Source organism: Pseudoalteromonas sp. 0303 (assembly GCF_013349995.1).
GTDB lineage: Bacteria > Pseudomonadota > Gammaproteobacteria > Enterobacterales > Alteromonadaceae > Pseudoalteromonas.
The window spans coordinates 43840-64714 of record NZ_JABVXF010000014.1; the positions used below are offsets into that span (position 1 = coordinate 43840).

At 40.9% G+C, this 20875-nt stretch carries 13 protein-coding genes; 10 read left to right on the plus strand and 3 right to left on the minus strand.

Going from position 1 to position 20875, the window contains the following annotated elements; translation table 11 throughout:
* The first annotated feature begins 348 nt into the window (after positions 1–348).
* From HUS62_RS11020 to HUS62_RS11055, 8 genes are all read left to right on the plus strand, one after another.
* Positions 349–3138, plus strand: a complete 2790-nt coding sequence (locus HUS62_RS11020; protein ID WP_175079548.1) for a TonB-dependent receptor — start codon at positions 349–351, stop codon at positions 3136–3138.
* A gap of 105 nt (positions 3139–3243) precedes the next feature.
* Positions 3244–4740 (plus strand): tryptophan halogenase family protein, encoded by a 1497-nt coding sequence (locus HUS62_RS11025; protein ID WP_175079549.1) that lies wholly within the window; start codon positions 3244–3246, stop codon positions 4738–4740.
* A gap of 2 nt (positions 4741–4742) precedes the next feature.
* Complete coding sequence (locus HUS62_RS11030; protein WP_175079550.1) at positions 4743–6593, plus strand: glycoside hydrolase family 13 protein; 1851 nt, start codon at positions 4743–4745, stop codon at positions 6591–6593.
* Positions 6594–6687: 94 nt separating this feature from the next.
* On the plus strand, positions 6688–8562 hold the full coding sequence (locus HUS62_RS11035; protein ID WP_404936069.1) for an alpha-amylase family glycosyl hydrolase: 1875 nt from the start codon (positions 6688–6690) through the stop codon (positions 8560–8562).
* The gene (locus HUS62_RS11040) at positions 8555–10039 is read left to right on the plus strand and encodes an MFS transporter (RefSeq protein ID WP_175079552.1); all 1485 of its coding nucleotides are present in this window, start codon (positions 8555–8557) and stop codon (positions 10037–10039) included. The genes HUS62_RS11035 and HUS62_RS11040 overlap by 8 nt, the downstream gene beginning before the upstream one ends.
* Positions 10040–10051: 12 nt before the next feature.
* Positions 10052–12451 (plus strand): glucan 1,4-alpha-glucosidase, encoded by a 2400-nt coding sequence (locus HUS62_RS11045; protein WP_175079553.1) that lies wholly within the window; start codon positions 10052–10054, stop codon positions 12449–12451.
* Positions 12452–12511: 60 nt separating this feature from the next.
* Complete coding sequence (locus HUS62_RS11050; protein WP_175079554.1) at positions 12512–13165, plus strand: sialate O-acetylesterase; 654 nt, start codon at positions 12512–12514, stop codon at positions 13163–13165.
* 122 nt (positions 13166–13287) lie between these two features.
* Positions 13288–13698 carry a hypothetical protein gene (locus tag HUS62_RS11055; RefSeq protein ID WP_175079590.1) on the plus strand — a complete coding sequence of 137 codons (411 nt, stop codon included), beginning with the start codon at positions 13288–13290 and terminating at the stop codon, positions 13696–13698.
* Positions 13699–13706: 8 nt separating this feature from the next.
* On the opposite strand, the gene HUS62_RS11060 is transcribed toward HUS62_RS11055, so the two are convergent.
* From HUS62_RS11060 to HUS62_RS11070, 3 genes are all read right to left on the minus strand, one after another.
* Entirely contained in the window at positions 13707–14426 is a 720-nt protein-coding gene (locus tag HUS62_RS11060) for a hypothetical protein (protein WP_175079555.1), read from the minus strand.
* Positions 14427–14608: 182 nt separating this feature from the next.
* Positions 14609–16795 (minus strand): OsmC domain/YcaO domain-containing protein, encoded by a 2187-nt coding sequence (locus HUS62_RS11065; RefSeq protein ID WP_175079556.1) that lies wholly within the window; start codon positions 16793–16795, stop codon positions 14609–14611.
* A gap of 193 nt (positions 16796–16988) precedes the next feature.
* Positions 16989–18008 (minus strand): LacI family DNA-binding transcriptional regulator, encoded by a 1020-nt coding sequence (locus tag HUS62_RS11070; protein WP_055198756.1) that lies wholly within the window; start codon positions 18006–18008, stop codon positions 16989–16991.
* A gap of 415 nt (positions 18009–18423) precedes the next feature.
* Between HUS62_RS11070 and glk the strand changes: the two genes are divergently transcribed.
* Positions 18424–19422, plus strand: coding sequence for a glucokinase (glk, locus tag HUS62_RS11075; RefSeq protein WP_175079557.1), 999 nt, complete (start codon positions 18424–18426; stop codon positions 19420–19422).
* 22 nt (positions 19423–19444) lie between these two features.
* Positions 19445–20458 carry a LacI family DNA-binding transcriptional regulator gene (locus HUS62_RS11080; protein WP_054561637.1) on the plus strand — a complete coding sequence of 338 codons (1014 nt, stop codon included), beginning with the start codon at positions 19445–19447 and terminating at the stop codon, positions 20456–20458.
* The last annotated feature ends 417 nt before the right edge of the window (positions 20459–20875 follow it).

Consider the following 20875-nt stretch of genomic DNA (forward strand, 5'->3'; position numbering starts at 1 on the left):
CTTTAATAATTGCGTTAAGTCACCATTTAAGCGAGATAAATGGCTTAGTACCTATTTGTGTAACCAAATTAGGGGCGAAAATATAGCGAAAATGTTTCAATACTATTAAATCACACAATAAAATTGATAAATCACTTATATTCATATGGTTACAATTCTATTTTGTAAAAATGTTGTTAATGTTCGTGGTGGTGGACTACGCTGAATACGTATGCATAAATTTGTTAAGAAAATAATCAGAGCGTTAATATTCAATTCGACAACAAAATCAGTCAGCGAATTACAGCTATTATGTTAATGAATAACTGCAACACGTTGGCATTACAATTTGGGTAATGGGAAAACATCATGTCTATGTTCAAACCAAGTATATTAACTCTGGCTTTAACAGCCGCAGGTTTAAATAGCTTTGTAGCTTATGCTGCAGAAGAAGACCAAAAAGCAAAAAACGATAACGTTGAAGTTATCGAAGTAAAAGGTTTTCGTGGCAGTGTTGTAGAATCTATTAATACTAAACGCTTCACTCCTGAAGTTGTTGAGTCAATCTCAGCAGAAGATATCGGTAAATTACCTGACTCATCAATCGCAGAATCAATCGCGCGCCTTCCTGGTTTAACAGCACAACGTCTAGACGGTCGAGCTAGCCGTGTAAGTGTTCGTGGTTTCAGTGAAAACGAAAGTGCAACAACATTCAACGGTCGTGAGCAAGTTTCAATCGGCGACAACCGTGGCGTTGAATTTGACCTTTACCCATCAGAAATTATGAGTGGCGTAACGGTATATAAAACTCCAAGCGCAGGCATTGATGCTGAAGGTATCGCTGGCGTTATCGACATGCAAACTGTTAAACCTTTAAGTAAAGGTGAGCAAGTTATCATGTTCAACGGCCAATACGAGCAAACGGGTTTTGACAAATTAAACCCAGACGGTGACGATAAAGGTTTCCGTGGTACGGTATCTTACATTGACCAATTTGCAGATGACACAATCGGTGTTGCATTTGCTTACAACACGATGAGCTCTCCAAACCAAGAAAAACGTTGGAACTCTTGGGGTTACCCTGAATTTACAGGTGAAGATGGTAATACGTATTCAATTTTAGGTGGTGCTAAGCCATTCGTACGTTCATCGACTCTTGAACGTGATACAGCCATGCTTGTTATTGAAGCTGCGCCGACTGATCGCCTAAACATGACATTTGATGCTTTATATGTAGATTTCTCTGATGAGAAAATTTTACGTGGTATTGAAGTGCCATTTGCATGGGGCCAAGGTTCAATTGACCCAAGTTCAGCTGTTGTTGACGCAGATTCTGGTTTCATCACAAGCGCAGTAACTGAAGGCCAACGTGTAGTTGTTCGTAATGACTACGAAGAGCGTAACGCAGAACTAACTCAGTTTGGTTTTAATGCAAAATACGACATCAGCGATGATTGGTCAGTAGAATTTGACGTAAGCCGCTCTGAAGTTGAGCGTCAAATCTGGAGTATCGAAAGCTACTCAGGTACAGGTCGTGGTGATGCAAATGGTGTTGCTGATACGATTGGTTATGAGTTTGACGGTGGTAACACTGGCGCACAATTCAGCCATAACCTTGATTACAGCGATTATGACTTAATTCAACTTGGTGGCCCATTATCTTGGGGTGCAAGTGCTGCACTTAACGATAAGTACGGTCTAACTGATACTGCTTATCAAAATACTGCGCAAGATGGTTTCATCAATGCGCCAGAAATCAATGATGAACTAAGCACATTGAAGCTTGCGGCTAGCAAAGTACTTGATAACGCTTACATCAGCCGTGTGTCATTTGGTATGTCATACCGTGACCGTGAAAAGAGCAAAGTGTCTGAAGGTTACTTCATGACACTAAAAGACTTCTCTTTATCAAACCCGGGTATGCTATCTATCCCAGAGCAATACCGTTTAGGCACAGCTAGCCTTGATTTTATTGGTATGGGCAACATGGTTGCTTATGATACCAACGGTTTAGTGAATGATGGTTACTATAGCCTTCTTCAAGAAAGCTTAACTGATTCAAAACACAAGACACAGTCTTGGACAGTACAAGAAGAAGTGACAGCGTTTTTCGCTCAAGCTGACATTAATGCAGAGCTGGGCTCTATCCCTGTAACAGGTAACGTTGGTGTGCGTTATGTGAAAACTGAACAGTCTTCACAAGGCTTCGCGGCTAATACTGTGGATGGTTTAGTTGTTGTATCTCCAACAGATGTAAGCCATGACTACAGCCACTTCTTGCCAAGCATCAACTTATCGTTTGCAATAGATGAAGAGCAAACTGTACGTTTTGGTGCGGCAAAAACGATTTCTCGTGCTCGCTTAGACGAAATGAACTCATCAGTTAATGCTTCTTACAATCAACAACCAGATGAAAACGGTAACTACTGGAGCGTATCAGGTGGTAACCCAGAGCTTGAGCCAAAAGAAGCAACTGGTTTTGATTTAAGCTATGAAAACTACTTCCATGAAGAAGGTTACTTCGCTGCAGCTGTATTCTATAAAGATATCACTCAGTGGATTTTTGACGGTACTTATGAAATCGACATGAGCGGTGTAGCTGACCCGTCTACTGGTGAAATCCCTGAAACTTCAACAGGTACAGGTTCAGGTAAAGTGAACGGTGGTTCTGGTGACCTATGGGGTTACGAGCTTTCATTAACTCTACCATTCACTATGTTCAGCGAGTCACTTGATGGTTTTGGTTTAATCGCAAGCCATACAGGTGTTGAGCAAGACTTAACTGACCAAAATGGTAACGATTATGAGCTACCTGGTCTATCTGACCAAATCGATAGCTTAACAGTTTACTTTGAGCGTAACGGTTTCCAAGCGCGTACTAGCATGCGTAAGCGTAGCGACTTTAAAGGTGACGTATACGGTTTAGGTTTTGCGACTACACAAGTTGACATTAAAGGCGAAACAATTTGGGATGCTCAAGTTGGTTATGACTTTAGCGAAGGCGGTGTAGAGAGCCTTGACGGTTTATCTGTAACATTCCAAGTACAGAACATCACAGAAGAGCCGTTCACGTCACTACAAGGTGATAACTCACTTCAAGTACGTGACTACCAAGACTACGGTCGTACATTCCTGTTAGGCTTCAGCTACAAGCTGTAATTAGCTAAAATAGTGATAGAAAATTGCCCTTGTGATTTGTTTTACAAGGGCTTTTTTATATCAGTGAGCTACACTCAATGAATTGAAATTGGCGTTAGGTGTACTATGGAAACAAAAAAAATAACCAAGGTCGTGATTGCCGGTGGTGGTACTGCAGGTTGGATAACCGCTGCATTACTTAATAAAGTGCTGGGCAAAGTAATTGATATCACGCTGGTAGAGTCAGCAGAGATTGGCACTGTTGGTGTAGGCGAAGCAAGCATCCCACCTATTTTGCATCTAAATGGTGCGCTAGGCATTTCTGAAAAAGAATTTATTAAGGCTACTGGTGCCACGATAAAGCTTGGTATTGAGTTTGAAAATTGGCGCAGCCAAGACCACAGCTATATGCATGCCTTTGGTGAGATAGGTAAAGATTTTCCGTTTTGTGAGTTTTATCATTTTTGGCTAAAAGCAAATCAAGCTAATAATGCGTCTGATTTTTGGGATTTTTCACTTAATTATCAAGCTGCAAAAGCGCATAAATTTGCTCACCTCAAACACATTCCTAACACTCAATTGGCGGGCTTACATTATGCCTACCATTTTGATGCCACTCGATATGGCGAATTCTTAAAGGAATTAGCGCAATCACGAGGCGTAAAACGCATTGAAGGCAAAATTGAATCGGTTAACCAATGCCATGAAAGCGGGTATATTCGCTCTTTGCTACTTAAAAGTGGCGAGCAAATAGACGGCGACTTATTTATTGATTGCACCGGTTTACGTGCTTTATTAATAGAACAAACTCTTAATACCGGCTTTGAAGATTGGTCACATTGGTTACCATGTGATAGTGCGATTGCGGTGCAAAGTGAATCAGCTTCTGATGCAATTCCTTATACACGTTCAATTGCAAGAGACTCGGGTTGGCAGTGGCAAATTCCATTACAGCACCGTGTAGGCAACGGACTTGTGTATTCTTCTCGTTTCTTATCAGATGAAGCGGCAAAGCAACAGCTCTTAGAAAACCTACCTGCTAAACCTCTGACAGAACCCCGCGTTATTAAGTTTAAAACAGGTCGTCGCTTAAAACAGTGGCATAAAAATGTAGTATCAGTTGGCTTATCAAGCGGATTTTTAGAGCCATTAGAATCGACCAGTATTCATTTAATTCAAAGTGCAGCTATTCGTTTAATTAAGTTTTTTCCTCATCAAGGTATTAAACAAAGCCTTGTGGATGAATTTAATCAACAAAGTAAAACAGAATTTGAGCGAATTCGTGACTTTATTATTCTTCATTACAAGATTACTGAGCGTGATGACAGTGCGTTTTGGCGTTTTTGTAAAGGCATGGATATTCCAAGCAGTCTTAAAAAGAAAATTGAGCTATTTAAAACCAGTGGCAAACTCATTAGAGAAGACGATGAGCTATTCGCCGAAGTTGCGTGGCAGCAAGTGATGATAGGGCAAGGGCTAATTGCAGAGGATCACCATCCATTAACTGATGCGTTATCAGATGAGCAATTAAATGAGTTATTTAGCAATTTAAAAACCTTGATTAACAGCACTGTCGAGCAGCTGCCGAGCCACAGTCAATTCTTAGAAAAAGTACAAAATTAATTATGAGAAAAACACAATCATTTTTAGCGCTAACGACCGCATTTACACTTTTTAACTCAACAGCAAGTTTTGCTATTACTGCGTCACCAGAAAACTGGTGGGTAGGGATGCAAAATGATTCATTACAAGTCATGCTTTACGATAACAATATTGCTAACAAAACGTGGCAAATGAAGCCTTACAAAGGCGTTGAGTTTAAAGGGGTGACAACAACAAATAACCCTAATTACGCGTTTTTAGATTTAACCATTAGCGATAATGCAAAGGCGGGTACACTGACTTTTAAAGCTAAAGATGGCACAGAATTTACTTACCCATTAAATACCCGTGATAAGCAAAGTGCCAATCGTCATGGCTTTACAAATAAAGATACACTTTATTTAATCAATCCTGATCGCTTTGTAAATGGTGACCCAAACAATGACACCGTTGCTGGTATGAAGGAGGCTGCAAACCCAAGTTTTAAAGGAGGTCGACATGGTGGTGATATTCAAGGTGTTATCAATAGCCTAGATTATCTTGAGGACCTCGGTGTGACTCAACTTTGGTTAACACCAGTGCTTGAAAATGACATGCCAAGTTATTCTTATCATGGTTATGCTATTACTGATTTTTACAAAGTTGATCCGCGTATGGGCAGTAATTCGCTTTATAAAACCTTATCTGCAGAAGCGAAAGAGCATGGTATCGGCTTAGTGATGGACATGGTACTTAACCACTTTGGTTCATCACATCAGTGGATGGCTGATATGCCTACTGCTGATTGGGTTAACTTTGATGGCAAGTTTGAAAACGGTAAAAATTCAACCAGTCACGCCAGACAAACAATCCAAGACCCTCACGCAAGCCAATACGACAAACGTCAATTTAACGATGGTTGGTTTGTTGAGTCTATGCCTGATCTAAATCAGCGCCAGCCGTTACTATCAACGTATTTGATTCAAAATGCCATTTGGTGGATTGAATACGCCAACTTAAGCGGCATTCGTGTTGATACCTATTCATACTCAGATAAAGCATTTTTAGCCGATTGGACTAAAGCGATTATGACCGAGTATCCAAACTTTAATATTGTTGGCGAAGAGTGGACAACCAACCCGGCTATTGCATCTTATTGGCAGCGCGGCAAAGTCAATAAAGATGGTTATACCTCTGATTTACCAAGTGTGATGGACTTTTCATTACAAGAAGCCTTAATCCAAGCACTTAACGAAGAAGAAAGCTGGAATACAGGTTGGGTAAAAGTATATCAATCGCTGGCTAATGACTTTTTATATGCTGATATAGATAACATTTTAGTGTTTGCAGATAACCATGACATGAGCCGTGTTTACACTGAGCTGGGTCAAGACCTCGCAAAAACTAAATTAGCCATGACGCTGCTGTTAACAACTCGTGGTATTCCACAAATTTACTACGGCACTGAGCTGCTGCTCGATAACACGCCAAGCAATGACCACGGTGATATTCGTATTGACTTCCCTGGTGGGTTTAAAGGTCAAAAAGCGAATGCCTTCACAGGTAAGGGGCTTTCAGCTGATCAGCAAGAGATGTTAGCTAGCATGAAAAAACTGCTTAAGCTGCGTCAAGAAAAACCAGCGTTAAGCGAAGGTCGTTTAATGCATTTTTCACCCAAGCAAGGCGTTTACAGCTATGTGAGGGACCACAATGGCCAAACTGTATTGGTTGTTCTTAACAAAAACCAACAAGCCATTGATTGGGATTTAAACTACATGCAAGAAGTGCTGAAAGGCAATAATAAAGGAAGCGATTTAATCAGTGAAAAACGCGTTGATCTTGCAGCGCCAATCCGCTTAAAAGCTATGCAAGCACGCTTAATCGAGCTTGAATAATTGCAACTAATAGGCTGAATACGTATGCATTTACTGTCCGTATGCAGCCCTTAACATTAGTATGAACTGATATTTACAGAAAAATGAAGTAATGATGACAACATACAAACTAACTGCGTTAGTAGTGGCTTCGGTTTTAGGTTTAACTGCCTGTGGTAACGATGCGCCAGTACAGCAGAACACGCAACAGCAACAATCAGAATCTAGCCAAGCAGCTATCTCTAAGCCTGTGGTTTACCAAGTATTCACTCGATTATTTGGTAACAGTAACACCACCAATAAACCGTGGGGCACATTAGAAGAAAATGGGGTAGGTAAATTCGCTGATTTTAATGATGCAGCATTACAAGGCATTAAAGAGCTAGGAACAACACATGTTTGGTACACTGGTGTACCGCGTCATGCTTTAGTAACTGACTATACCGAATACGGTTTATCACAAGATGACCCTGATGTTGTAAAAGGCCGTGCAGGCTCACCTTATGCAGTGAAAGACTATTACGATGTTAATCCTGATTTAGCAATTAACCCTGAGCGCCGCTTGGAGGAGTTTGTAGAGCTAATCAATCGTACTCATAAGCACGGTATGAAAGTTGTTATTGATATTGTGCCAAATCACGTAGCGCGTAATTACGAGTCAGTCGCCAAGCCTGAAGGCGTAAAGGATTTTGGTGCTGAAGATGACACGACGAAAACCTATGCTCGGGATAATAACTTTTACTATGTAACAGGGCAGTCATTTCAAGTTCCTACCAGCGATAGCTACCAAGTCTTAGGTGGTAACCCGCATCCTCTTGCAGATAATCAATTTGCCGAAACCCCAGCTAAATGGACGGGTAATGGGGCCCGTGCCGCTAAACCTGACATTAATGATTGGTACGAAACCGTTAAAATCAATTACGGTGTGAAACCAGATGGCAGCTACGACTTCCCGACGCTACCCGCTGATTACGCAGATAAAGATTACCGTGCGCACTATGCATTTTGGCAAGATAAAGATCTACCAAATAGCTGGTATAAATTCCGTGATATCGCGCTTTATTGGTTAGATAAAGGTGTTGATGGTTTCCGTTATGATATGGCCGAGATGGTGCCTGTTGAGTTTTGGAGCTTTTTAAATTCATCAATCAAGATGCAAAAAAGCGATGCCTTTATTTTGGCTGAGGTATATAACCCAACGCTTTACCGCCCATATATCCAACAAGGTAAGATGGATTACCTTTACGACAAAGTCGGTTTTTACGACACGGTTAAAGCTGTGATGCAAGGCAAGCAATCAGCGGATACTATTTTCGATATCCAAAGCCAAGTGGCGGATATTGAAGAGCATATGCTGCACTTTTTAGAAAACCATGATGAGCAACGTATTGCTAGCCCAGATTTCGCTGGTAGTAGTGAAAAAGGTAAGCCAGCGATGGTGGTATCTACATTGATGTCGCGCTCGCCAACCTTACTTTATTTTGGTCAAGCTGTCGGTGAAGATGGCTCTGAGGACGGTGGTTTTGGCGACCCAACGCGTACCAGCATTTTCGATTATATGGGTGTACCTGCGCATCAAGCATGGATGAATAATGGTAAATTCGATGGCGGTGCGCTTTCAAAGCAGCAAGCTGATCTTCGCGCTTACTACACCAAGTTGATGTCGTTAAATACACTTCCTGCCATTGTTGGTGGTGACATGCAAGCGGTTGAATTGACAGGCTCAGAGCAAGTGATTGCCTTTACGCGTAAGCTAGGTCAACAACTGGTGCTTGTAGTAAGTAACTTTTCAGAAAACCCACAAAATGTTGAGCTTACTCTTAACCAAACGTTGTTACCTAAGCTTAACCACAGTGGTTTAACGTTAACTGATAACCTAGAAAATCATGCCGACATTGTGATTCCTGAGGCATCTACTAAGGCGCCAATTCAATTACAATTGAACGGCTTAAGCAGTGCAGTATTTACCTTAAAGGCTGACTATGAATAATAACAAACCAACGCTAAGCTTTTGGCAAATATGGAATATGTGTTTTGGATTCCTTGGAATCCAATTTGGCTTTGCATTACAGAACGGTAATGTAAGCCGTATTTTTCAAACCTTAGGTGCCAATGTTGATGATATTCCAATTCTTTGGGTTGCAGCACCATTAACAGGCCTTATTGTTCAGCCGATCATCGGTTATTGGAGTGATAAAACATGGAATAAGTTAGGTCGTCGTCGTCCGTTCTTTTTCTATGGGGCTATTTTAACAACGTTATCGTTATTCATTATGCCTAACTCACCAAGCCTGTGGATTGCGGCGGGTATGTTATGGATCATGGATGCGTCAATTAACGTAACTATGGAGCCATTCCGTGCTCTTGTCAGTGATAACTTACCGAAAAAGCAACGTGCAACTGGTTATGCAATGCAAAGCTTCTTCATTGGTGTTGGTGCGGTTGTCGCTTCTGCATTACCTTGGATGATGACTAACTGGTTCAATATTGCTAATACTGCACCTGCAGGGCAAATTCCAGATTCTGTAAAATTCTCTTTTTACTTTGGGGCAGTAGTATTAATTATTGCTGTGTTTTGGACTGTCTTTACTACTAAAGAATATTCACCAGAAGAACTTGAAAGCTTTCATGAACAAGAGCAAAGCGATGACTCGGGCGATGTTCAAAGTGATGTAAACTTTAACAAAGGCGCTGCAATCTTTACGGTTCTTGGCCTTGTAGTACTTGGTATTGTTACGGGTCTATCGCTTGAAAAAGAGCTTTATTTACTTGCTGGTGGTTTGATTAGCTTTGGTGTTATTCAATTTATTGCCGGGGCTTTAAAGGCTAAAAACGCAACCAGTGGTGGCTTTTATCAAGTTGTGAATGATGTATTCACTATGCCAGAAACAATGAAACAATTGGCTTGGGTACAATTTTTTAGCTGGTTCTCATTGTTTGCAATGTGGATTTACACCACATCGGCAGTAACTAGCTTCCACTACGGCAGCAGTGATACAAGCTCTCTTGCTTACAATAACGGTGCGGATTGGGTTGGTGTATTATTTGCCGCTTACAATGGTTTTGCTGCCATTGCAGCACTGTGTATTCCGGTTATCGTTAAAAAAGTAGGGCTAAAAATGGCTCACGCTATCAACCTAGTGCTAGGTGCATTGGGTCTGGTCAGCTTCATTATTATCAAAGATCCAAGTTTACTGATCTGGCCAATGATTGGAGTAGGGTTTGCTTGGGCGTCAATTCTATCTTTACCATACGCAATGTTAAGTACCTCAGTACCAAGTAAAAAAATGGGTGTGTACATGGGTATTTTTAACTTCTTTATTGTTATTCCGCAGCTTTTAGCAGCAAGCGTATTAGGCCTAATTTTACGTCACTTTTTTGATAATCAACCGATTTATGCGTTAGTGCTAGGTGCAGTGTCATTCGTACTAGCAGCGGTCGCTGTACTGCGCGTTAAGCAACAATAATAAGGACACACCATGAAAAAATTTAATCTCATTACAGCAAGCTTGTTAGCGTTAGGTTTAACAGCTTGTAGTTCAGAGCAATCAGTTAATACAGCAGTTGAGCAGGTGTCTGCGCCAGGAGCACCGGGTGTTGAGCCTTTTTGGGCATACTCTGGTAAAACGGGTATTGGTACCTCTTACGAGCAATACCAAGACGGCCACTATAGCGACGCAGCTGCTACAGGGAAAGTATCAAAAGTCTGGTTTTCAATCGCTAAAGGCATGATCACAGAAACCATGTTTGGTTTAATTCACCAAGCACAAATCAAAGATATGCAGTTTGTTGTAGTTGGTAAAGACTTTACCGTAACAGAAAACGATGATCTCGATGTAAGCATTGATTATTTATACAAAGACGATGCGGGTCGCCCATTATCGCTTGCTTACAAAGTCGTTAGTAAAGATAAACAAGGTCGTTTTACTTTAGAAAAACATATCTTTACAGATCCAAACGGCCAAACATTGTTTGTTCGTAGCGTATTTAATACCGATCTTGAAGGTGTGAAAGCCTACGTTAATGTAAACCCTTACATTGATAACAACGGTTTAGACGATTTTGCAAAAGTAACTGATAAGGGTCTAGTTGCTTGGCAAGATGATAGCTTTTTATCTTTACAAGCCGCTAAACCATTTAAGCAAGCAAGCGTTGGCTTTACGGGTGTAAGTGATGGCTTAAAAGAGTTAAAAACATCGCAATCACTCTCAACGACTTACCAAAATACTGGTGATAAGTCGGGTAATGTAAGCTTACTTGCAGAGCTTGGTGAAGTATCAAAAAACACCACCTTTGATTTAGCTTTAAGCTTTGGTAACTCTGAAGCTGCAAGCTTAAAAGAAGGTCAAGCAAGTTTAAATCAAGGCTACCAAAAAGTACTTGCTGCATATAACGGTGAAGGTGTTGCAATTGGTTGGCAAGACTACTTAGCAAGCCTTGAGCCTTTGAGCACATTAACTAACAGCACCGCAGATAATGGTAAGTTGCTTTATACCAGCGCCATGGTGTTAAAAGCGCAAGAAGATAAAACTCATGCTGGTGCTTTAATTGCGTCACTTTCTAACCCTTGGGGTGAAACAGTATCAGCCAAAACAGGTTCTACCGGTTATAAAGCGGTTTGGGTACGTGATTTCTATCAAGTAGCAATGGCATTTATGGCCATGGGTGATACACGTACCGCAAAAACGGCGTTTGAATATTTAGAAAAAGTACAAGTAACAGATAACACACCTGGCAATGGTGGTGACACGGGTTGGTTCTTACAAAAGACTCATGTTGATGGTGAGCTTGAGTGGGTAGGTGTTCAGCTTGACCAAACAGCAATGCCAATTATGTTAGCGTGGAAACTACATAAAGCTGGCGTACTTAGCGATCAAGAGCTGACAGATTGGTATGGCAAAATGTTAAAACCAGCTGCTGATTTCTTAGTTGATGGTGGCCTTGCGAAAATTCTTTGGAATGACATGCAAATCACACCGCCAGCAACGCAACAAGAGCGTTGGGAAGAACAAAATGGTTTCTCTCCATCAACAACTGCAGCGGTTGTTGCAGGCCTAGTGACAGCTGCTGATATTGCTAAAAAAGCAGGTGACACTAAAAATGCAGAGCGTTACCTAGCAACGGCTAAAACTTACAACAGTGAAATAGAAAGCACGATGTTTACGACACAAGGTAACCTTAAGTCTGAAAATAGCGATGGTGAATATTTCATTCGTATTGGTCAAGACAAAGATCCAAACTCATCAACCACACTTAACGCCAATAATGGCCGTGAAGGCTTTGATAAAAAGCAAATCCTTGATGGTGGTTTCTTAGAGCTTGTACGTTACGGTGTTCGTGATGCACTTGCGCCAAGCATTGTAAAAACATTACCAGAGTACGATGACGAAACCTTAGTCGATAATCTGCAAGTGCGTTACACCTTTAATTTTGCTGATGGCTCAGGTTCATTCCCTGGTTACCGTCGCTATGGTAACGATGGTTACGGTGAAGATGAAGTGACAGGTAGCAACTATGCCGAAGGTGGTAACAACACCCCTGGTCAACGTGGTCGTGTATGGCCGTTTTTCACAGGTGAACGTGGTCACTATGAAATCGCTGCTGCAAACGCAACTAATAGCCTTGATGCGATGAAGCAACAAGCGATTAAAGACACCTATGTAAAAGGTATGGAAGCATTTGCCAATGAAGGCATGATGTTACCTGAACAAGTTTGGGATGGCGTAGGCAACAATAAAGCAGGCTATCAGCTAGGTGAGGGTACAAACTCAGCCACACCACTGGCTTGGACTCACGCTGAATACATTAAGTTACTCCGCTCAGTGAGCGATAAACATGTATGGGACCATTACCCCGTTGTTGAAGACGCATTGAAGTAAAAACGTAATTAACATGCCCAATATTTATTGGGCATGTTGCTTTTGGCAAAAGGAAAAATAATGTTAAAAAATCTAGCCTTATGTGCTCTATTAGCAGTAAGTACGCAAAGTAAAGCGGATGACTATTTGCTTTACTTTATGGGCGGCCAATCAAATATGGAAGGGTTTGGCTTTAATAAAGATTTACCTGCGCAGTATAAAAAACCAGTTGAAAATACCTTACTCTTTTTTGGTAACCCGGTTGCTGACAACACCAAGATCAACCAATGGGATAACTTTCAAACTACCGTAAGAGCTGCGTTAGCTAACAATGATATAGATGGTGATGGTGAAGCCGATACTTTAGTCCCAGCAGGGATCATTTGGATGCAGGGTGAGGCAGATGCCTATCATGAGCAAGCATCTAAGGTTTATTTAACTAATTTAACAAGCCTGATGAATGATATGAAGATGACTTTTGGCAATAAAGAGTTACCAATCATACTTGGCAGAATCGAAGACTCTGGTAAAACACCTCAAACACGCATGATGCCATATATAGAGAGTGTATGGGATGCTCAGAAAAAGTATGTTCAATCAAATGCTAATGCTCATTTAGTCGCCTTTGATGAGCCTGTCGAATTCATTGAAGATAAATGGCACTATAAAAGTAATTACTATATAAAACTAGGTAACCTTTTTGCAGAAAAAGCAGCCGAAACATTAGCTAAGTAAGCTGTTTTTAAATAACTACTTAAATAATTAAACCGCCGAATTAACCTCGGCGGTTTTTTGTTTATAATAGGGCCAAATTTAAAATGGAATTTACCGTGAATAAGCGAAATTATGTTCTTTTTATATTTATTTTCATTGCTTTCCCTGTGTGCTTAATTAAAGCTGAGTCAGCTGAGCTTAAGCCATTTACAACGGATGGTTGTAGTTCATTTCCTGATGGAACCTTGGCTCACAAAAAACTGTGGTTGGCGTGTTGTACAGCCCATGATCTAGCATATTGGCAAGGCGGTACTTTCAAGCAACGTGAGCAAGCTGATATAGATTTAAAAAAATGTGTTGCTAAGGTGGGTGAGAAAGAGATTGCTATCTTGATGCTTACTGGTGTCAGAGTGGGTGGAACACCTTTTTTACCTACTAGCTTTCGCTGGGGTTATGGCTGGCCATACCCCAAGTTTTATGGCGAACTAACAGCGCAAGAGCGCTTACAAGTTGAAAGCCGTTTAGCCGAGCTTAAAACTGAGCAAATTAAATAACCTATCGTTTATCTAACTTCTTTACAGGTTTTTGATGCATCGTTGATAGCAGCTGCTTCAGCGCTTTTAGCAAAACGTGATGACATGTAAAGTCCTAATTGATGGTCGGGCATTTTAATGCGTGTAATGCCATTAAAGTGGTGAGGCTCGATATCTTTTGCAATCACAGCAGGAAGAGCTGTTATACCAGCTCTGTTCTTAGCCACAAAATCAACGGCTTGTTGCCATGTACTGACTTGATGTTCATGGCTTATCGATTCATTTTTATCAATGCCTAAATATTTAAGCATTAAGGTACGTGCCCCAGTTCCGCGTTTATAGACGATACCATTCAAGTCTGCCTGTCTGCGTAAATTCTCGATACTCAAATCTGGGTTAGTACTGTGGCTGATTAGCTCATATCCAACTTGATAAATTGTCTCTGAGCGAGTCGCAAATAGATCTCTCTGTGGTAACAATAAAAGTGGCATGGCAATATCAACTTCATTGTTTTGCAGCATTTTGATAAGCCGTGCTTGCGGTACAGTGATTACGTCGTAGTTGCTATCAAGTTGATTGATAACGCAGCTATAGGCTGATTTTAATTCACCGTGAAATTGTTTGCGTGAGTACTTTAATGACTCGCCATTTTCACTTGATATACCAATTGTTATTTTTGCAAAACAAGTGTGAGTGCAAAACAGTACAAACAGGATAAGAGGGGCAGTAATAGAGCCTTTTAAGTCCATTTAATAAATCGAGAGGGTGAAACTTGAGTGAAATTTACCAGTTTAAATAGAACTGGACAAGGTAAGGGGCTTACAGTGCAAATACATAAAAATCTAAGTGTTTTATTGAGGTATTAATTAATTTTCTTAATAAACAAAGGGGTGGAGCTGTAAGTTGGTTGCTTACAGCTCGATTTACCTGATTATAATCCTGCTTTTTTAGCGCGAGCAGTGTGTAGCTTTTTGTAACTTTCGATTAAACGAAGGTGTCTATCTAAGCCCTCAAGTTTCATGCTGGTTTCTGTTAAACCATAGAACATTACATCGCCGTTGATTGAGCCAACGACTGCATCCATCGTTTCTTGACCAAACATACGGGTGAAGCTATGAATGTAATCTTCAATCTCAAGGTCATCGCTGAGTGCAACTTCTAACGTTGCATGCATTGCTTGGTAGAATAGGCCGCGTTCAACAATGGTATTGTCGTTATACTGTAAGAATGCTTCAACAAGCTCCATTGCTGCTTCTAAATCACCAAGTGCTAAGTAAATAAGTAGCTTCAGCTCAAGAATCGTTAACTGACCCCATACTGTGTTTTCATCAAACTCAATGCCAATTAAGGTTATGATATCTATGTAGTTATCTAGTTCACTTTCTTCTAAGCGCTCAACTAAATCCGCAAGTTCATCTTCTGATAAACGATGTAGGTTTAAGATATCTTCGCGGAAGTTAAGTGCTTTATTGGTATTGTCCCAAATCAAGTCTTCCACAGGATACACTTCTGAATAATCAGGCACTAAAATACGGCATGCAGTACCAAGGTCTGAGAACTCAGCAATGTAAGCTTCTTTACCTAAGCTTTCTAAAATACCGAATAAGCTCGCTGTTTCTTCCTCATTGCTACCAGAGAAGTCCCATTCAACAAAATCATAATCGTGTTTAGCGCTGAAGAAGCGCCATGAGATCACGCCAGTTGAATCAATAAAGTGCTCTACAAAGTTTTCCGGTTCAGAAACTGCCATACTATTGAACGTTGGCTTAGGTACATCGTTTAAGCCTTCGAAGCTTCTGCCTTGTAATAACTCAGTTAAGCTGCGCTCTAACGCAACTTCAAAGCTTGGGTGCGCACCAAAAGAAGCAAATACACCGCCTGTTTTAGGGTTCATGAGTGTTACGCACATCACTGGGAACTGACCACCTAGCGAGGCATCTTTTACTACAACAGGGAAACCTTGTTCTTCAAGACCATTAATACCCGCAACAATACCTGGGTACTTGTTTAAAACCTCTTGAGGTACGTCTGGTAAAACAATTTCTTGCTCAATGATTTGGCGCTTAACTGCACGCTCAAAAATTTCAGATAAACACTGTACTTTTGCTTCGGCAAAGTTGTTACCAGCACTCATACCATTACTTAAGAATAAGTTTTCAATTAAGTTTGACGGGAAGTAAACCGTTTCACCGTCTGACTGGCGAACATAAGGAATAGAGCAAATACCACGTTCTTTATTACCAGAGTTAGTATCGATTAAGTGTGAGCCACACAGCTCACCATCAGGATTATAAATTTCACGGGTATAATCATCTAATATGCCCTCTGGTAGAGAGTCATCATCAGTCAGAGCAAACCACTTTTCATTTGGGTAATGAACAAATTCGCTATTGGCAATGTCTTCACCTAAGAATTGATCATTATAGAAGAAGTTACAGTTTAAGCGCTCAATAAATTCGCCCAAAGCTGAGCATAGCGCGCTTTCTTTGGTTGCACCTTTACCATTGGTAAAACACATAGGCGAGGCTGCATCACGAATATGAAGTGACCATACATTTGGCACAATATTACGCCAAGAAGAGATTTCGATTTTCATCCCTAACTCTTCAAGGATGGCCGTCATATTTGCGATGGTTTCTTCAAGGGGTAAGTCTTTACCTAAAATAAAGGTATTACTGTCATCACCTGGTTTTGCCATCAACATTGCTTGCGCGTCTGCTTCGATGCTTTCAACAGTATCGATTTTAAATTCTGGGCCAGTTTGAATAACACGTTTTACTGTACAACGCTCAACAGAACGTAAAATACCCGTGCGGTCTTTCTCAGAAAGGCTTTCTGGTAACTCAACCTGAATTTGAAAAATTTGGTTATAGCGGTCTTCTGGATCAACGATATTGTTTTGCGCCACACGAATACCATCTGTCGGGATATCGCGTGAATTACAATACACTTTAATAAAATAAGCCGCACACAATGCAGAAGATGCTAAAAAGTAATCGAATGGACTAGGTGCAGTGCCATCACCCTTATAGCGAATAGGTTGGTCTGCAATGACAGAAAAATCATCAAACTTGGCTTCAAGTCTGAGGTTGTCGAGAAAATTAACTTTAATTTCCATTAAAAAATTCCACCTTTGTGCGCGTTGTTATCTAAAGCTTTGTTTGCCAGATAAGCGTTTTCAACATAATAGGCGTAATTATCTGCTTTTTCGAAGTAATAGTCTTGGGTAAATCGAAAAAAAACTAATTTTAATGCAATAAGTTTCTGGTTGGGTAAGGAGTAGGCGATAACAAAGCTGTTATCGCTAAAAATTAAACACTCGAACCGCGAATAATTAAACGCGGTGGTAAAAGGGTATTCTCTACATCTTCACCACGAATAAGTTTGAGCAGGTTATCGACCAACATTTGTCCGGCGAGTGTGGTGTCTTGCTGAACGGTGGTAAGTGGTGGATTTACAAAGCTGGCAACAGCAATGTTATCAAAGCCAACAACGTGTACATCATCAGGAACCTTGATTTTTGCTTCTTTCAAGGCGCGAATAGCACCAATAGCAATAAGATCACTGGCGGCAAACAATGAGTTAAAACGAATGTTATTTGCTATGAGGGAACGAGTCGCGTGATAGCCAGATTCTTCTGTCGAAATCGCATTCGCCATTTTACGTTCGTTTAAAGCCACGCCTTTGGCTAAGAATGCATCTTTAAAACCTTGGTAGCGAGCAAAAAACTCAGGGCTATGATCAGAAGCATCACCGATAAATGCACAATCAGTTCTACCGGTTGCAAGTAAATGCTCAGCTGCTAATTTACCACCGCCGTAGTTATCGCAGCTGACCGTTAAATCTGGGCGGTTGTCTACGCTGGCACCCCAACAGACAAACTTAGTGTGTTGGTCAATTAAGGTTTTAAATTTAGGTTGGTAATCAAGGTAATCACCATAACCAAGCAGTATTAAGCCATCTGCACGGTGGCTGTCCTCGTAATCGGCTTGCCAATCAGAGCTGCTCGACTGAAACGATACCAGTAAGTCGTAGCCTTCTTTTGCACAAGCTCTTGTAATACTGCCCAGCATCGCTAAAAAGAAAGGGTTTATCTGTGATTCATCCGAAGTGGGATCTTCAAATAATAACAGGGCGAGGGTACTACTTTGTTGAGTTCTTAAATTACTGGCATTTTTATCAACTTTATAGTTGAGTTGTTTTGCTACCTCATGAACACGTCGACGCGTTTCTTCGTTGACCAAAGGGCTATTTCGCAGCGCGCGAGACACGGTTGACTGCGACACACCCGCATAATGTGCAATGTCAAAAGATGTCGCCTTACCTTTCATATGGTTACCAAATAACAGAAGTAGTAATTGCCATTTTCGGCTATTTAATATTTTTTTCAAGCTATTTGTGACAAGTGGCGTGTGTGTGGCTGTTCTGTACACAGCTAGGCATTTTTTATGCGTATATAAATGCTTTTTCGATACTTAATACGCAGGTTTTATCAATAAATACGTATGCATGCACAAATAATGAAAATTTTTATTGATCCTAATCTGACACCGGTGTCATAATGTCACTGTTTTATCATTTTGTTGTCAAAACGTATTTGGCTGCCCATTCATTTGGGCAGCATTTTTTTAATACAAAAGATAGCTTCTTTGAGGCAATGACCCAAAGTTTAGCAGACACAGTGGCTTTGCCATTGAAAACTAGAACAATAAGCGGCAACTAGCTTAGACAAATAGAGAAAACATCATGAACACACAGACAACTACAGAATTCGCTCCTATTCTTGTTGCCGATATCGGCGGCACTAACGCTCGTTTCGCTTTAATCACTGACTTTAATGCACAAACTAACCAGTTTGTTATCGAGCACAATTTAACTTTTCCAAGTGCAGATTTTGGCTCTTTAGAAAGTGCGATTAACCAGTACTTCAGCCAGATTTCGTTTCTTAAGCCAAGCCGCGCATGTTTAGCGGTAGCAGGCCCGATTAAAGCAGGCCAAGTTCACTTAACAAACCTTGGCTGGCACTTTAACGTTGCAGATTTAAAAGCAGAGTTTTCATTTGAGCAACTTGAAGTAATCAACGACTTTGCAGCATTTGCTTATGCGGCGCCTTATTTAGATGATTCGCAAAATATGGCTGTTAAAGCAGGCCAGGCTGATGAAAATGCGAATATCGCAGTTATGGGGCCAGGTACAGGTTTTGGTGCTGCGTGTTTAGTTCGTACATCACAAGGCAGTGCTGTACTTAGCTGCGAAGCAGGGCACATTACCCTTGCAGCAGTGACAGAGTTAGACCGCCAGTTAATCACTGAGCTTAAAAAGCAGTTAAATCATGTATCTGTTGAGACCGTGTTCTCGGGCCCAGGTATCGCGCATTTATACCGAGCTATGGCAGCGGTAAAAGGTGTTGAAGCAAAGAATCTAGATGCTGCACAAATTAGCGAGCTTGCAACCACTGGTCAGTGTGAAGTCTGTGATGCAACACTCAATCAATTTTGTGACTGGATTGGCAGCGTAGCAGGGGACTTAGCCCTGACATTTGGCGCATTAGGTGGCGTATTTATTGGCGGTGGTATTTTACCTCGCATGCAACAACGTCTATTATCTAGTCGATTTGTTGAGCGTTTTGCAGACAAAGGCATTATGTCGCAATATACTTCACAGATCCCCGTTACGCTTGTAACACAAGACAACATTCCATTCATTGGTGCTGCTGCGTGTATACATGTTAAAAGTAACGCGTAATTAGCAGTTGGATGTAGAGCGGATGAAGAAAGTAACCATCAACAGTGTCGCCAGCTATGCCGGTGTATCGAAAAAAACAGTGTCTCGCGTGCTCAACAATGAGCCTAACGTGAGTGATGCAACGCGCGAAAAAGTACTCAAAGTATTTAAAGAGCTTGATTACACACCAAACCCAATCGCTCGTGGTTTGGCACAAAACCGTAGTTTTATTATTGGTTGCTTGTACGACAATCCGAGTAAAAGCTATATTACCCGTGTGCAAACCGGTGCTTTAGCGGCATGTCATGAGCTTAACTACAACTTATTGATCCACCCATGTGAATTACGCGGCGAAGAATTAATTAGTAACATTGAGCAATTAATTCAAACCTCACGTTTAGACGGCATTGTACTGACCCCACCATTTTCTGATTTTCCTGAACTTGTAAGCTTTTTAAAGTCGAAAAAGATCCCGTATGCTCGCGTCGCATCTGCGGTACTTGAAGACGACTCTATTTCGGTAAGAAGTAACGACGAGCAGGGGGCTTTTGAAATAACAGAGCATCTTATTAAGTTGGGTCATAAAGAAATTGCCTTCATTAAAGGTCACCCTGATCACAGTGCGACAGAGCAGCGTTTTAAAGGTTATCGAAGAGCGCTTGCGTCAAATGGTATTGAGTTTGATGAACGCTTAGTTGAAGAAGGTAACTTCAGTTATCACTCTGGTGTTGATAGTGCCCGTACAATCTTAGATTTAAACCCTCGCCCAACAGCAGTATTTGCATCAAATGATTACATGGCAGCGGCGGTATTAAAGCTTGCTACGCAAATGCAGTTAAGAGTGCCAGATGATATTTCTATTGCTGGGTTTGATAACGCACCAATTGCACGTCATATCTGGCCAGGGTTAACGACCATTGCACAACCAGTTGAAGAAATGACTCAGCAAGCAGTTAAGCAATTGATCACTCATATTGGTGATCCACAAGAGTCGCCTTATCAAGTAACCCTTGAAGCAAAACTCATTACTCGAGAGTCGACAGCAGCAATTAAATAAATTTCATCTTGTTTTTTCACAGTAGCCCGAGAATGAGTGACGCGTTTTCGGGCTTTTTTATTTAGGACTTAAAAATTTCATAAAAACGTTATAAGTAGTTGTTTTTAAGTAAAACAAACCTCAAAGCTTGTCTTGTCTATAGGCCTTTGATAGTGGTACTTCACATGAATTCTACTCATATTCTACTAAAATTAAATTGTTCATTATTTGGTCATTTAAAAAAATTAAACTAAATTTAACAGATAAGGTTGACACCGGTGTCACAGTCATGAGTTAATACAGTGACACCGGTGTCAGGTTGGTTGTGAGAGACAGCCTGTCAGCGTACCTTTGAACGGGTAAATCAAAGTTGCTCAGTACAATTATTTTCGTGGAGTCTGTAATTGTTACTGAGCCTTTATCCTCTAACTATAGAGA

Excerpts from the sequence above, each read along its gene's own strand:
- HUS62_RS11050 (WP_175079554.1), top strand. The coding sequence starts at position 12,512 with ATGTTAAAAAATCTAGCCTTATGTGCTCTATTAGCAGTAAGTACGCAA.
- HUS62_RS11030 (WP_175079550.1), top strand. The coding sequence starts at position 4,743 with ATGAGAAAAACACAATCATTTTTAGCGCTAACGACCGCATTTACACTT.
- HUS62_RS11020 (WP_175079548.1), top strand. The coding sequence starts at position 349 with ATGTCTATGTTCAAACCAAGTATATTAACTCTGGCTTTAACAGCCGCA.
- glk (WP_175079557.1), top strand. The coding sequence starts at position 18,424 with ATGAACACACAGACAACTACAGAATTCGCTCCTATTCTTGTTGCCGAT.
- HUS62_RS11035 (WP_404936069.1), top strand. The coding sequence starts at position 6,688 with ATGACAACATACAAACTAACTGCGTTAGTAGTGGCTTCGGTTTTAGGT.
- HUS62_RS11065 (WP_175079556.1), bottom strand. The coding sequence starts at position 16,795 with ATGGAAATTAAAGTTAATTTTCTCGACAACCTCAGACTTGAAGCCAAG.
- HUS62_RS11080 (WP_054561637.1), top strand. The coding sequence starts at position 19,445 with ATGAAGAAAGTAACCATCAACAGTGTCGCCAGCTATGCCGGTGTATCG.
- HUS62_RS11040 (WP_175079552.1), top strand. The coding sequence starts at position 8,555 with ATGAATAATAACAAACCAACGCTAAGCTTTTGGCAAATATGGAATATG.
- HUS62_RS11045 (WP_175079553.1), top strand. The coding sequence starts at position 10,052 with ATGAAAAAATTTAATCTCATTACAGCAAGCTTGTTAGCGTTAGGTTTA.
- HUS62_RS11070 (WP_055198756.1), bottom strand. The coding sequence starts at position 18,008 with ATGAAAGGTAAGGCGACATCTTTTGACATTGCACATTATGCGGGTGTG.
- HUS62_RS11060 (WP_175079555.1), bottom strand. The coding sequence starts at position 14,426 with ATGGACTTAAAAGGCTCTATTACTGCCCCTCTTATCCTGTTTGTACTG.
- HUS62_RS11025 (WP_175079549.1), top strand. The coding sequence starts at position 3,244 with ATGGAAACAAAAAAAATAACCAAGGTCGTGATTGCCGGTGGTGGTACT.